The 15,550-nt window shown below is 39.4% G+C and carries 7 protein-coding genes; all 7 read left to right on the top strand.

From position 1 onward, the window contains the following. Positions 1 to 3 precede the first annotated feature (3 nt). The 7 genes from JKG61_RS18315 to JKG61_RS18285 all read left to right on the top strand — a co-directional run bounded on the left by JKG61_RS18315 (position 4) and on the right by JKG61_RS18285 (position 15,451). Complete coding sequence (locus JKG61_RS18315; RefSeq protein ID WP_202104409.1) at positions 4 to 1,509, top strand: RagB/SusD family nutrient uptake outer membrane protein; 1,506 nt, start codon at positions 4 to 6, stop codon at positions 1,507 to 1,509. Between the two features lie 661 nt (positions 1,510 to 2,170). Continuing rightward, positions 2,171 to 6,571, top strand: a complete 4,401-nt coding sequence (locus tag JKG61_RS18310) for a SusC/RagA family TonB-linked outer membrane protein (RefSeq protein ID WP_202104410.1) — start codon at positions 2,171 to 2,173, stop codon at positions 6,569 to 6,571. Positions 6,572 to 6,582: 11 nt separating this feature from the next. Continuing rightward, positions 6,583 to 8,088 (top strand): RagB/SusD family nutrient uptake outer membrane protein, encoded by a 1,506-nt coding sequence (locus JKG61_RS18305; RefSeq protein ID WP_202104409.1) that lies wholly within the window; start codon positions 6,583 to 6,585, stop codon positions 8,086 to 8,088. 661 nt (positions 8,089 to 8,749) lie between these two features. After that, positions 8,750 to 11,869: a SusC/RagA family TonB-linked outer membrane protein gene (locus JKG61_RS18300; RefSeq protein ID WP_202104408.1), complete on the top strand. Its 3,120-nt coding sequence runs from the start codon at positions 8,750 to 8,752 to the stop codon at positions 11,867 to 11,869. A gap of 10 nt (positions 11,870 to 11,879) precedes the next feature. Further along, the gene (locus JKG61_RS18295; protein ID WP_202104407.1) at positions 11,880 to 13,385 is read left to right on the top strand and encodes a SusD/RagB family nutrient-binding outer membrane lipoprotein; all 1,506 of its coding nucleotides are present in this window, start codon (positions 11,880 to 11,882) and stop codon (positions 13,383 to 13,385) included. A 173-nt stretch (positions 13,386 to 13,558) separates the two neighbouring features. After that, the gene (locus tag JKG61_RS18290) at positions 13,559 to 14,089 is read left to right on the top strand and encodes an RNA polymerase sigma-70 factor (RefSeq protein WP_202104406.1); all 531 of its coding nucleotides are present in this window, start codon (positions 13,559 to 13,561) and stop codon (positions 14,087 to 14,089) included. A gap of 216 nt (positions 14,090 to 14,305) precedes the next feature. Beyond that, positions 14,306 to 15,451 (top strand): FecR family protein, encoded by a 1,146-nt coding sequence (locus tag JKG61_RS18285; protein ID WP_202104405.1) that lies wholly within the window; start codon positions 14,306 to 14,308, stop codon positions 15,449 to 15,451. Positions 15,452 to 15,550: the final 99 nt, after the last annotated feature.

The raw sequence follows: 15,550 nt of genomic DNA, 5'->3' as shown, positions 1-15,550 counted from the left end.
AACATGAAAAGATTATATAAAGGAATGACTGCGGTAGCTTTGGCTTGCACCATTATGGCTACCAGTTGTAAGAAAGAATATTTAGAAACGAACCCGACAGATTTAGTGAGTGCAGATATTGTATTTAAGACTACTGAAGGGGCGATGGTCGCCTTGAATGGTACTATACGTACCATGTACAGTTCGTTGACCAACCATGGGAATTTTGGACAAAAGGCCTATGACCTGACCTCTGATATGATGGGGGAAGATGTTATCCTTCATGCCCAAGGCTATAGATATTACACGAGTGAATATAATTACTCTGGTTTAAGTAGTGCCAGTACTAATCAAAGAGCAGACCGTACCTGGTATTATTATTATCGGATCATTAATAATGCGAACCGGATCATATCCTTATTGCCGGCAGCAACAGGGACACAGGAGGAAAAAGACTTGATTATGGGACAGGCATTAGCTTTGCGTGCACACTCGTATTATTATCTCGTCAATTTCTTCTCGAAGTATGGGCCGGACAATCCGGGGGTGCCGCTTTATACAGTCCCTACAACCGAAGGTAAGGGAAGAGGTACGGTGAAAGACGTGTACGATCAGATCTACCTGGATTTGACGGAGTCTATTAAATTGTTAGAAGGGAAATCCCGCGCTCACCTTTCGCATGTAAACAAAGCTACCGCAGAGGGAATATTTGCACGAGTGGCTCTTCAAAGGGGAGATTTTCCGAAAGCATTGGAAATGGCCGATAAAGCGATCAAGTCGAGTGGTAAACAATTGTTTACGGCTGCTCAGTACACTTCAGCAGCGTTCAATACCCTGAGTGCAGCTGAGTGGATCTGGGGTGGAGAGGTCAATGTAGAGCAATCTACGGCTTTTGCTTCGTTTTATTCGCATATGGATAATAGAGCTGCCGTAGGCGGTTATGCAGCACTAGGTGGTCAGAAAAAGATCACAAAGGATCTTTACGACAAGATCCAAGCCGGTGATGTGCGTAAAGATTTGTTTCAGGGTGTAATTAGTGCTGATATGCCTATTTATGCACAAAAGAAATTCCAGTTGCGTCAATTAGGTAATTGGGCTTCAGATTATTTATTTATGAGATTGTCCGAGCTATATCTTATTAAGGCGGAAGCGCAGGCTCGTCTTACGGAGGACGTGGCAGCTGCACAGACGCTTACGGATCTAGTGATAACAAGATACAGCGGATATACAGCTGCAGGTCTCGCAGGGGAGGCCTTGTTAAATGAAATTCTGTTACAGCGTAAAATTGAGTTGTGGGGAGAAGGTTTTAGTCTTCTGGATATCAAACGCCTTGGAAAGGGGCTTAATCGTCCTACTGGCGCTGGTAACCACGGTGGAGCGCAGTTAAATGGAGGTAATGGTAATAATTTTGCTCCAGGCGTGACGACACTACCGGCTAATAGTAATAGATGGTTGTTTGCAATACCTCAAGATGAGATTAACGCTAACAAGCAATTGTCGGTAGCTGACCAAAACCCGTTGAAGGATTGATGCTTTTCCGATTACCATGACCAGTAGAAGAAATACGTAGATTTCGTAAGTCTTCAGTGGATAGAACGGGGTGATGTTGAAAAATATCACCCCGTTTTTATGTAATATATAATGGAAGCAACCCTGATTATTGATAAAAGATAAAGATGTCACAGGGCTTTGTAATGGTAATACTGCACTCATTTTATTTTAGTTGTTTGGCGAAATAACTAGTTCTTTGTTACAATTAAAGTCTGGTTTCTGTCTTTTTTACGGTTTTGGTTATTGTTTTCGATAAAAAATATGTTAAAAAATGTGAAACTTTAATTTTTTTTATATGTTTGCATAGTAATATCGTTGTTACGATAAAGCGGCTACTAACACACAAGCAATTTTAAAAACTAAACACACACAAATGAAACAAAGATTACACCTTTTATCCTTTAGTCTCCTGCTATAGACTTTTCTTTTAGGAGCGGTTTGATTAAGCATCAGATCATATTAATAGTTATTCTCAAGGATGACCTAATGCCATAATTCAGTATGGTTATTTTTCAATTTAACTAATTGGTAAATTGAGTTGTGATGCTATCTTATTTGATGGTGAAATATGGCTTTTGTGGTAGATTTTTAGAATATAATATTATTTAAGCACACAATTTTTAACTAAACACATAAACACATGAAACAAAAATTACTCAGTTTATTTTTTGTGCTGACCTGCTTGATAGGCGTGTCGATGGCGCAAAACCGGCAAGTGAGTGGTAAGGTTACCTCTGCAACCGATGGGGCTCCACTATCTGGAGTGTCGGTGTCCGTGGTGGGTACTTCTACGGCCACGCAGACCGATGGAAGTGGAAATTATTCGATTTCCGTGAATCAGGGGGCAGCTCTGAATTTTTCTTTTATTGGATATAATGCACAACGAGTGACGGTTGGTAGTCAGAGTTCAATTAATATACAGTTAGTATCAGAAGACAATGCTTTGGAGGAGGTTGTTGTAACAGCTCTTGGTGTTAAAAAAGAGAAGAAAGCTGTAGGATATTCAGTTCAGGAAGTTAAGTCTGAGGATATTCTGAGTTCTAGAGAACCGAATGTTATTAATGCTCTAGCTGGAAAGGTCGCAGGTTTACAGATTTCCAGTTCTGGCGGTCAAGCGGGGTCTTCCGCAATGATCCAATTACGAGGGAACACTTCTATTACTGGCAGTGGTGAGCCTCTTTTTGTAATTGACGGTATCCCCGTTGATAATGGCAATAGCCAAGGAGATGAAACAGTCGATCCTCTTTTTACTGGTACGGGTAGTAGTAGGTTGGCTGATTTAGACCCCAATATAATAGAGAGTGTCTCTGTGTTAAAAGGTGCAGGAGCGAGTGCCCTATATGGATCTCGTGGTATGTTTGGTGTCATCATGATCACAACAAAAAAGGGGGCCTCTGAAGAATCCAGAAAGATTCCTAGAATTTCAGTGTCTTCCAGCGTTTCTCTTGATAATGCTATCACAGCAGGGTTTCAAAACACTTATTTGCAAGGATTGAATGGTCTTTATAGGAATGGATTACCTTTAGCTTATGGAGGCTATGCAGAGCAAGCTGGTGCTGCACCTCAAACTTCCGCTGTTTGGGGACCCCATAAAGATTCCGTAAGTCAGGCTGTAATTAACGCAATTGGCATGCCTAAAGTCCTAGACCCGAGAAAGCAGTTTTATCAAACCGGTGTTAACTGGAATAATTCTGTCTCGATGAGCGGAGGAGGAGGTAATACTTCATATATCTTAACATACTCAAACACAAATCAAGAGGGTATCGTACCAAATAATACCTTCAAGAGAAATAGTTTTACGGGAGGGTTTACAACAAAGTTGAGCGAATTAGTAACTTCATCTACTTCGGTAACCTACAGTAATACCAAGAATAATAGAATGATTGAGGGGAATGGCGGACAATCCTTTTTATTTGGATTAAATTTTGCCCCAGCGAGTTTTGATATGAAAGAGGCCTACGAAAAATATGGTAATCTTTCATGGCAATCTGATGTAACAGCGACAGGTGGGTTTAATAATCCTTTTTGGATAGTTAACAATAATTCTCGCCCAAGTAATGTAAATCGTTTTGTTGTTTCGAATGAAACAACGGTAGATCTCTTACCTTGGTTGAAATTGATCAATAGAGCTGGTTTGGATACCTATTCGGATCTATCAGAGGAGAAAGTAGATGTGGGTACTAAGGGAATACCTAATGGGCGTTATTTTTCTGGATTGATTAATTATAAGCAATGGAATAATGATTTAATTTTGTCTGCAAACTATGAGATTAATGATGACTGGTCTATTTCTGGTTTGATAGGTACTAACTATAATCAACAATCATTCAACAGAAGAACTATTCGTGGCGTAGGTCTTGATATACCTGGTTTCTTTGATATTAGCGGTATGACTTCCCAACAAGCATATCAGAAGGATTGGATGAAACGTCTAGTAGGTATTTATGCTTCTGCAAATATTGATTATAAGAATTACTTGTATTTAAATTTAACGGCACGTAATGACTGGTCATCTACGCTTCCTACAGGTAACAATTCTTTCTTCTATCCATCGGCCTCTGCATCATTTATTTTTACGGAAGCATTTGATTTGGCAAATGATGTTTTTTCATTTGGAAAGGTGAGAGCCTCTGTGGCTCAGGCAGGTAATGATGCTCCACCGTATTATACAACTCAAGCTTATGTTCAAGCGACACCTGGTGACGGCACACGGGGAGAGATTACATTTCCATATAATGGTGTTAACGGCTTCAAATCGAGTAGTGTGTTGGCAAGTATTGACTTGAAACCAGAGATTGTAACTGAATATGAGGTTGGTACAGAGCTGAGGTTTTTCAGAAATAGAATAGGTTTAGAATTTTCTTATTATAATAAGAAAAGTGAGAATCAAATTCTTCAGCAACCAATGGCTCCAACATCAGGATATGCGTATCTAGTTGCTAATGCAGGTAAATTATCAAATTCTGGTGTAGAAGTAATGTTAGATCTCGTACCAGTGAAGACAAATGATTTTACATGGAATATTGTTACAAATTTTTCTAAAAATAAATATAAGTTGGAATCGTTGGCTGAAGGCGTGGATAATATCTACCTAGGGGGATTTGATAATCCTCAAGTACGTATAGATGCTAATTATGGTTTTGTAATCGATCCATTGACCGGAGAGAAATCGTTGGACTGGGGATTGAACTCTCAGATGGGAGCAAGACCCTACGCAGGTAACTCCAATCTTTTAGGTTCGTTGGCTCTAGACGAGCGAACCGGTAAAATAGGAAATGTGAACTTTAACACTTATTTAGAGGCACGTTTCTTAAAAGATTTTACATTTAGGACTACTGTGGGTGGAAATTATTACAATAGGTACACCACTACTTTCCAAAACCCTGAATATGGCGATGCTGCGAATGTGAGAGGTAGATCTACTAAAATCCAGAACAGACAGCTTTCATTTACCTTCAATCAGGTATTGACGTATGACAAGACATTTGGAGATCACAATTTGAATGTAATGGTAGGACATGAGAATTACCGCTTGGAGCGCAATTTTCTGTCAGCAACACGTTCGGGCTTCCCTTTTCCAGGAAATTCGGAACTAGCGCCAGGAGCTACCCTTGAGGATGCGACTTCCTACGAAAACTACCATAGAATCGAAGGTTATTTCAGCCGTGTCAACTATACCTATCTCGATAAATACCTAGTGTCAGCAAGTCTACGTCGAGATGGTACTTCTCGTTTTTACCCTGGTAAGGATGGAAAAGGAAATAACCAATGGGGTAACTTCTACTCTGTCGGGGCTGGGTGGAGAATCAGCCAGGAAGATTTCCTGAAGGATGTGAGCTGGATTAATGAGTTGAAGTTGAGAGCGAGTTACGGAGAGCAAGGTAATGAGGGAGTGGTACAAGCTCGAGCATCCTCTGAGACTGATCAGGAAGATCCTACCAATACGAATATTGATAATTTCTATGGCTGGCAAAGTCTTTACGGTTACGGCTGGAACAATGTGAGCATGCCAGGAGCAATCATCACTTCACTACCCAATGAGGGATTAGGTTGGGAGAAAAACAGAGCGGTAAATGTCGGGTTGGATTTTACACTTTTTGATAGAAAGATCGATGGTACTATCGAATGGTATAATAGAGAATCTTCCAATTTATTATTCCGTGTTCCACTACCAATGTCTACTGGTATTACATCGATCTGGCGTAATGTAGGTACTATGTATAATCGTGGTATTGATCTTCAGATTGGTTACAATGCAATCCGTCATACCGATTTTGACTGGAGAATTGATCTTAACCTTAGCCATTACAAAAACAAGATCACGAAATTACCTGAAGAAAATAGAGATGCAGGTATTATCAGTGGCACAAAGAGATTGATGGAAGGACAGGATGTTTATCAATTCTGGTTAAGAGACTATGCTGGGGTGGATCCTACTAACGGGGATGCTTTGTGGTATATGGACGAGCTGGATGCAGACGATAATGTGATTGGTCGTACGACTACTAATAACGTAAACTCTGCTACATATTACTATCATGGTTCTGCAATTCCTGATTTTGTCGGTGGTATTACTAACTCTTTCCGTTACAAACAGTTTGATCTGTCGGTTCTTTTGACTTATCAGATCGGAGGCAAATTTTATGATGGGAACTATGCTTCCTTGATGCATATGGGGAATTACGGAACACATTGGCATTCTGATATTTTGAATGCATGGACAGAGCCGGGGCAAGTGACCGATGTACCTCGTCTTCAGAATGGTATCGGAGCGGCAAATGCTGGGAACTCTACGTCGTCCAGATTCCTGTTTGATGCGTCCTACTTAAATGTTAAAAACATTACGTTGGGATACAATTTTGATAAACTGCTGAGTTCTAGGATGGGATTGTCCGGGCTTCGCGTCTTTGCAAACGTAGATAATGCGGCGATTTTCACGAAAAGAAAAGGTATGGATCCGCAACGCTCTTTTACTGGAACTGCAGATTATACATATCCTACTATGCGGAACTTCACTTTTGGTGTAACAATAGGTTTATAAGATAGAACAACATGAAAAGATTATATAAAGGAATGACTGCGGTAGCTTTGGCTTGCACCATTATGGCTACCAGTTGTAAGAAAGAATATTTAGAAACGAACCCGACAGATTTAGTGAGTGCAGATATTGTATTTAAGACTACTGAAGGGGCGATGGTCGCCTTGAATGGTACTATACGTACCATGTACAGTTCGTTGACCAACCATGGGAATTTTGGACAAAAGGCCTATGACCTGACCTCTGATATGATGGGGGAAGATGTTATCCTTCATGCCCAAGGCTATAGATATTACACGAGTGAATATAATTACTCTGGTTTAAGTAGTGCCAGTACTAATCAAAGAGCAGACCGTACCTGGTATTATTATTATCGGATCATTAATAATGCGAACCGGATCATATCCTTATTGCCGGCAGCAACAGGGACACAGGAGGAAAAAGACTTGATTATGGGACAGGCATTAGCTTTGCGTGCACACTCGTATTATTATCTCGTCAATTTCTTCTCGAAGTATGGGCCGGACAATCCGGGGGTGCCGCTTTATACAGTCCCTACAACCGAAGGTAAGGGAAGAGGTACGGTGAAAGACGTGTACGATCAGATCTACCTGGATTTGACGGAGTCTATTAAATTGTTAGAAGGGAAATCCCGCGCTCACCTTTCGCATGTAAACAAAGCTACCGCAGAGGGAATATTTGCACGAGTGGCTCTTCAAAGGGGAGATTTTCCGAAAGCATTGGAAATGGCCGATAAAGCGATCAAGTCGAGTGGTAAACAATTGTTTACGGCTGCTCAGTACACTTCAGCAGCGTTCAATACCCTGAGTGCAGCTGAGTGGATCTGGGGTGGAGAGGTCAATGTAGAGCAATCTACGGCTTTTGCTTCGTTTTATTCGCATATGGATAATAGAGCTGCCGTAGGCGGTTATGCAGCACTAGGTGGTCAGAAAAAGATCACAAAGGATCTTTACGACAAGATCCAAGCCGGTGATGTGCGTAAAGATTTGTTTCAGGGTGTAATTAGTGCTGATATGCCTATTTATGCACAAAAGAAATTCCAGTTGCGTCAATTAGGTAATTGGGCTTCAGATTATTTATTTATGAGATTGTCCGAGCTATATCTTATTAAGGCGGAAGCGCAGGCTCGTCTTACGGAGGACGTGGCAGCTGCACAGACGCTTACGGATCTAGTGATAACAAGATACAGCGGATATACAGCTGCAGGTCTCGCAGGGGAGGCCTTGTTAAATGAAATTCTGTTACAGCGTAAAATTGAGTTGTGGGGAGAAGGTTTTAGTCTTCTGGATATCAAACGCCTTGGAAAGGGGCTTAATCGTCCTACTGGCGCTGGTAACCACGGTGGAGCGCAGTTAAATGGAGGTAATGGTAATAATTTTGCTCCAGGCGTGACGACACTACCGGCTAATAGTAATAGATGGTTGTTTGCAATACCTCAAGATGAGATTAACGCTAACAAGCAATTGTCGGTAGCTGACCAAAACCCGTTGAAGGATTGATGCTTTTCCGATTACCATGACCAGTAGAAGAAATACGTAGATTTCGTAAGTCTTCAGTGGATAGAACGGGGTGATGTTGAAAAATATCACCCCGTTTTTATGTAATATATAATGGAAGCAACCCTGATTATTGATAAAAGATAAAGATGTCACAGGGCTTTGTAATGGTAATACTGCACTCATTTTATTTTAGTTGTTTGGCGAAATAACTAGTTCTTTGTTACAATTAAAGTCTGGTTTCTGTCTTTTTTACGGTTTTGGTTATTGTTTTCGATAAAAAATATGTTAAAAAATGTGAAACTTTAATTTTTTTTATATGTTTGCATAGTAATATCGTTGTTACGATAAAGCGGCTACTAACACACAAGCAATTTTAAAAACTAAACACACACAAATGAAACAAAGATTACACCTTTTATCCTTTAGTCTCCTGCTATAGACTTTTCTTTTAGGAGCGGTTTGATTAAGCATCAGATCATATTAATAGTTATTCTCAAGGATGACCTAATGCCATAATTCAGTATGGTTATTTTTCAATTTAACTAATTGGTAAATTGAGTTGTGATGCTATCTTATTTGATGGTGAAATATGGCTTTTGTGGTAGATTTTTAGAATATAATATTATTTAAGCACACAATTTTTAACTAAACACATAAACACATGAAACAAAAATTACTCAGTTTATTTTTTGTGCTGACCTGCTTGATAGGCGTGTCGATGGCGCAAAACCGGCAAGTGAGTGGTAAGGTTACCTCTGCAACCGATGGGGCTCCACTATCTGGAGTGTCGGTGTCCGTGGTGGGTACTTCTACGGCCACGCAGACCGATGGAAGTGGAAATTATTCGATTTCCGTGAATCAGGGGGCAGCTCTGAATTTTTCTTTTATTGGATATAATGCACAACGAGTGACGGTTGGTAGTCAGAGTTCAATTAATATACAGTTAGTATCAGAAGACAATGCTTTGGAGGAGGTTGTTGTAACAGCTCTTGGTGTTAAAAAAGAGAAGAAAGCTGTAGGATATTCAGTTCAGGAAGTTAAGTCTGAGGATATTCTGAGTTCTAGAGAACCGAATGTTATTAATGCTCTAGCTGGAAAGGTCGCAGGTTTACAGATTTCCAGTTCTGGCGGTCAAGCGGGGTCTTCCGCAATGATCCAATTACGAGGGAACACTTCTATTACTGGCAGTGGTGAGCCTCTTTTTGTAATTGACGGTATCCCCGTTGATAATGGCAATAGCCAAGGAGATGAAACAGTCGATCCTCTTTTTACTGGTACGGGTAGTAGTAGGTTGGCTGATTTAGACCCCAATATAATAGAGAGTGTCTCTGTGTTAAAAGGTGCAGGAGCGAGTGCCCTATATGGATCTCGTGGTATGTTTGGTGTCATCATGATCACAACAAAAAAGGGGGCCTCTGAAGAATCCAGAAAGATTCCTAGAATTTCAGTGTCTTCCAGCGTTTCTCTTGATAATGCTATCACAGCAGGGTTTCAAAACACTTATTTGCAAGGATTGAATGGTCTTTATAGGAATGGATTACCTTTAGCTTATGGAGGCTATGCAGAGCAAGCTGGTGCTGCACCTCAAACTTCCGCTGTTTGGGGACCCCATAAAGATTCCGTAAGTCAGGCTGTAATTAACGCAATTGGCATGCCTAAAGTCCTAGACCCGAGAAAGCAGTTTTATCAAACCGGTGTTAACTGGAATAATTCTGTCTCGATGAGCGGAGGAGGAGGTAATACTTCATATATCTTAACATACTCAAACACAAATCAAGAGGGTATCGTACCAAATAATACCTTCAAGAGAAATAGTTTTACGGGAGGGTTTACAACAAAGTTGAGCGAATTAGTAACTTCATCTACTTCGGTAACCTACAGTAATACCAAGAATAATAGAATGATTGAGGGGAATGGCGGACAATCCTTTTTATTTGGATTAAATTTTGCCCCAGCGAGTTTTGATATGAAAGAGGCCTACGAAAAATATGGTAATCTTTCATGGCAATCTGATGTAACAGCGACAGGTGGGTTTAATAATCCTTTTTGGATAGTTAACAATAATTCTCGCCCAAGTAATGTAAATCGTTTTGTTGTTTCGAATGAAACAACGGTAGATCTCTTACCTTGGTTGAAATTGATCAATAGAGCTGGTTTGGATACCTATTCGGATCTATCAGAGGAGAAAGTAGATGTGGGTACTAAGGGAATACCTAATGGGCGTTATTTTTCTGGATTGATTAATTATAAGCAATGGAATAATGATTTAATTTTGTCTGCAAACTATGAGATTAATGATGACTGGTCTATTTCTGGTTTGATAGGTACTAACTATAATCAACAATCATTCAACAGAAGAACTATTCGTGGCGTAGGTCTTGATATACCTGGTTTCTTTGATATTAGCGGTATGACTTCCCAACAAGCATATCAGAAGGATTGGATGAAACGTCTAGTAGGTATTTATGCTTCTGCAAATATTGATTATAAGAATTACTTGTATTTAAATTTAACGGCACGTAATGACTGGTCATCTACGCTTCCTACAGGTAACAATTCTTTCTTCTATCCATCGGCCTCTGCATCATTTATTTTTACGGAAGCATTTGATTTGGCAAATGATGTTTTTTCATTTGGAAAGGTGAGAGCCTCTGTGGCTCAGGCAGGTAATGATGCTCCACCGTATTATACAACTCAAGCTTATGTTCAAGCGACACCTGGTGACGGCACACGGGGAGAGATTACATTTCCATATAATGGTGTTAACGGCTTCAAATCGAGTAGTGTGTTGGCAAGTATTGACTTGAAACCAGAGATTGTAACTGAATATGAGGTTGGTACAGAGCTGAGGTTTTTCAGAAATAGAATAGGTTTAGAATTTTCTTATTATAATAAGAAAAGTGAGAATCAAATTCTTCAGCAACCAATGGCTCCAACATCAGGATATGCGTATCTAGTTGCTAATGCAGGTAAATTATCAAATTCTGGTGTAGAAGTAATGTTAGATCTCGTACCAGTGAAGACAAATGATTTTACATGGAATATTGTTACAAATTTTTCTAAAAATAAATATAAGTTGGAATCGTTGGCTGAAGGCGTGGATAATATCTACCTAGGGGGATTTGATAATCCTCAAGTACGTATAGATGCTAATTATGGTTATGTAATCTGGGGGAAGGGCTTCCAGAAAAATGAAAAAGGAGAAACCTTAATTGATGACGAAGGATTGCCATTGGAATCTGACTTAGGGCCTATTGGCAATGTTTTGCCAGATTGGAACATGGGAATAAGAAATAGTATTCGCTATAAGAATCTTGCACTATCTGGTTTGTTAGATGTCAGAACCGGTGGTAAACTTCTTAATCTAGATTTGACTTATACGACTTATTATGGATCTTCTGTTCTTACTGAAGATAGAGGGTCAACTATTAAACATGAGGGTGTAAGGGAAGATGGCTCCGAAAACGACATAGTAGTAACTAAAGATCAAAACTACTATCAAAATTGGTTCTCTAACATTGACCAAAATTTTATTGAGGATGCTGGTTATATTAAATTGAGAGAGGTTACTTTAAGTTATACTTTGCCGAAAACTTGGTTGCAAAAAGCTAAAATCGGTGAAGTAACATTCTCAGCTACAGGACGCAATTTGTGGATCAAGTCTGATTTTTCTTATAAAGATCCAGAAGGAAGTTTAATTGGTAACCAAGTGCAAGGTTTGTATCACTCCGTTACGCCTGGTTCAAAAGGGTTTACATTTGGTGTGAACGTAAAATTTTAAGATTATGAAGATGAAAAATAGTATATTTCAAATATTTATTGTTTTATTTCTTTCGACATCCTTATTTACTTCTTGTAATAAGAATTTGGATATAAATCAAGATCCCAATAACCCCACCTCAGTCCCAGAGAACCTGATGTTATCAGCGTTATTGGCCAATTTTTCTTACGAAATAAATGCAGGAGAACCTACAAGGTTTACAGCGTTGTGGACCAAGCATATCGCTGCCGCTGTAGCAGGAGTACATACAGGAAACTATCAGCTGAATAGTGGCGATGTGAATAATTTATGGAATGCCTATTCGTATGTAGATGTAATGAATAATGCTTTTTTATTGAAAGAACAAGCTACAGCTAATGGTAACCCACATTACAGTGCGATAGCAAAAATTATTCTAGCATGGAACTTATCTATTGTAACCGATTTGTTTGGGGATGTACCTTATTCTGACGCTTTCAAAGGAAGCCAAGGTGTCTATCGTGCTAAATATGATAGCCAAGAAGATGTATATAAGTCTATTCAAAGTTTACTTGATCAAGCTATTACAGAAGCTGGAAACTCGGAAAATAAACTCAAGCCGACTAGTGATGATTTTATTTATGGAGGAAAAATGGAAAATTGGATTGCATTGGCACATACGCTAAAGGCAAGATTTCATTTAAGGCTAACTAATGCACCGGGATATACAGCGGCAGCTCAAGCTGAATTAGCTATAAGTGAGTTGAATAAAGGGGCAATTACAGCAGCTAATCAGCCTAAATTTAAATATGCTGATGCTTTGGGGTCTGAAAATCCATGGTACCAATTCGCTATTGATGGAAAATGGGCGACTACCACGCGCCCGTCTCAATATTATGTAAACAAATTGCTGGCTAGTAAAGATCCACGTATCGCATTTCAAGTTGCGAAAGTTGTAGCGGGGGATAATGTAGCACCTGAAAATGTAGGTGAATATATTGGTATAACAAATGAGCCTCCGAAGAATGTAATAGGAAACTATTCTGCCCTTGGATCATTTTACAGTGCAGCTGACGCACCTCTGTATTGGTTAGTATATCCTGAAGTTGAATTTATCCGTGCTGAAGCGGAATTTTTAAAAGCAAATAAAGTACCTAATCAAACGGTAATTTCTGCATACGAGAAGGCAGTCCAAGCTTCTATGGATTTTTATGGTATTGACGCTGTGCTTGCAGACAAATATTTAGATGAAAACCAATTGAGTTCTTCTTCTGATGTTGCTTACAGTCAAATAATTACAGAGAAGTATGTGGCTAACTTTTTAATGGCTGAGCCATATAATGATTATCGCAGAACGGGATATCCTAATCTCCCTATTAATAACGAGATGTATAGTGGGCAAACAAAATTAGATCAGGAACCTAGACTTAATCAGATTCCTGTAAGATTCCCGTATCCATCGTCTGAAAGATTATATAATGGTGAGAATATTCCTAGTAATATTCCTAGTGAAGCGCTTAAAGCAATGGTGATCCCTGTATGGTGGAACTCTAAGTGAGCTGATAGTTAAGACTTTTAAAGGGCTGCTTGTTGAAAAAAGGCAGCCCTTTATTTTCTAGAAGAAAAAGGTATCCGCTTTGCTCTGGCCTATTTGATATTCCTCTCTATATATCCTATATTTACTACTAATACAAAAAATATAATTACACCATATTCCTAGAGGAGACCGGGATGAATTTCGAGGATCGCATTGAGTTCAATAAGCATTACAAAGTGTTATGTTATTTTGCCTGGGAGATGGTGAAGGATACGGAGGTGGCTGAGGACCTAGTTCAGGATGCTTTTATCGCTTATCTGGATAACAAACACAAGGTATCCATCCAACCTGCGGCTGTTCGTTCGTTCCTCTATAGTACAATTCGAAATGCGGTATACAATCAAAGCCGTAAAAGTAAAACTATACAGAAATATTTGGATCGACAATATGCTACGGAGGCTGATGATACAGATTATGAGCACAAGATCATTCGTGCCGAATTTATGTCCGAGATTGCACGTGTTATGGAGGGGTTGCCAGACTCTTGTCAGCATATATTTAAGCTGAGCTATTTGGATGGTTTCTCTAACCAAGAAATAGCCGAAAAGTTAGAAATATCGATTAATACTATAAAAACCCAAAAGCAACGGGCGCTCCGTGTACTGCGTCAAAAGATTCATCCCGAATTTTTCTTTCTTTTAGTCTTGTGGGCGCTTGAATTTTAAGCAGTCGGTTATAGCAGATAAGCTAATTCGCTCGGACGCAAATCTACATGTTAAAAAAAAGTTAAATTCTTGTCACCCCTTTATTCACTTTTCGTTTCTTATATATAAACCTACATAAATTCGCTCTTAAGTGCCATAGGATTGTGTGATGATGATATATAAGTGAATTTTGTAGTTACCCTCATCCATTTAGATTTTTTATAGAGGAAATAAATTATGAGAACCGACCCTTTATATATTGCCCAACTAATACGTCGTAAATTCAATGGTGAATTGACGGAAGCAGAAATTGATGCCCTGCAGGTATGGTCAGAGCACGATTCTCGCAATGTCCAGTTGATTCAACAGTTGGAAGAAGAAATGAAGAGTGGTGCAGATATGCGTATCTTCAACTCATTTGATGAGGAGGTAGGATGGTCTATACTAAGAAAGAAACGGCGTAAGCAATCCTTGTGGTATTGGGGGCGTATTGCCGCGGCTTTACTCGTCCTGATAGGGACGGTTTCTTTTTTCCTTTTAAGAACCAATGAAGATGTAGAATCCTCGCGTATTGTAGAAAGCAAAGATGAACGTTATAAAAATGATATTCTTCCAGCCATAAAAGGTGCCAAGATTGTTTTGGAAGACGGCACAGAAGTTAAAGTAAATGATAATGTGACTTTATTAGCGGATGGTAGTATATCGACTGATGAGAAAACAATCGTTGCGGATGCACCGTCGACGACAATCAATAAGTTAGTGGTACCGGCAGCCCATTTTCTCCATATGACTCTCTCCGACGGCACCAAGGTATGGATCAATGCCAGTAGTGAACTCGTGTTTCCATCGCAATTTACAAAAGACAGAAGACAGGTTAAATTGAAAGGAGAGGCCTATTTTCAAGTGGCTAAAGATCAAGATCGGCCTTTTGTGATAGAGACTGTTGGTGGCAATGTGAAAGTGCTAGGAACTCATTTTAATATCTCGGCGTATACCGATAGACCGGTCACCACTTTAGAGGAGGGAAAGGTCATGGTATATAAAGATCATCTACAAGAAATCCTTTATCCAGGGATGAAAGGCGAGATCGTTGGAAGTAGAATTGACCTACGTAAAGCTGATTTGCAGAAAGAGCTGGCTTGGAAAAACAATTTGTTTTACTTCAAAGGAGATAATATTGTGAGTATCGCAAAGGAGTTACAGAACTGGTATGACCTAGAGGTTTCTTTTTCCAAGGGAGTCTCACTTTCTCAGACTTATACCGGCGAAATTAGCCGTTCGGCAAATCTGACAGAAGTTTTGAAGATGTTAGAGTTTGTAAGTGATTTAGATTTTAAAATAGACAACAACAAATTAGTAATTCTAAAAAAGAAAAGAATATGACGTAAATAGTGTACTAAAAATGAAAACAGAGGTGTTGCAGCACCCCTGTAAGGTTCATTAAGCTAAGTAGAATTTTAACCATTAACATTAACTCAATTA

This window comes from Sphingobacterium faecale (assembly GCF_016746095.1).
Lineage (GTDB): Bacteria > Bacteroidota > Bacteroidia > Sphingobacteriales > Sphingobacteriaceae > Sphingobacterium > Sphingobacterium faecale.
The sequence above is the reverse complement of the archived record's forward strand: the minus strand, read 5'-3'. Positions and strand labels throughout refer to the sequence as shown.

Bases quoted from the DNA above. Each gene is read 5' to 3' on its own strand.
- JKG61_RS18290 (WP_202104406.1), top strand. From the start codon at position 13,559: ATGAATTTCGAGGATCGCATTGAGTTCAATAAGCATTACAAAGTGTTA.
- JKG61_RS18305 (WP_202104409.1), top strand. From the start codon at position 6,583: ATGAAAAGATTATATAAAGGAATGACTGCGGTAGCTTTGGCTTGCACC.
- JKG61_RS18310 (WP_202104410.1), top strand. From the start codon at position 2,171: ATGAAACAAAAATTACTCAGTTTATTTTTTGTGCTGACCTGCTTGATA.
- JKG61_RS18285 (WP_202104405.1), top strand. From the start codon at position 14,306: ATGAGAACCGACCCTTTATATATTGCCCAACTAATACGTCGTAAATTC.
- JKG61_RS18295 (WP_202104407.1), top strand. From the start codon at position 11,880: ATGAAAAATAGTATATTTCAAATATTTATTGTTTTATTTCTTTCGACA.
- JKG61_RS18300 (WP_202104408.1), top strand. From the start codon at position 8,750: ATGAAACAAAAATTACTCAGTTTATTTTTTGTGCTGACCTGCTTGATA.
- JKG61_RS18315 (WP_202104409.1), top strand. From the start codon at position 4: ATGAAAAGATTATATAAAGGAATGACTGCGGTAGCTTTGGCTTGCACC.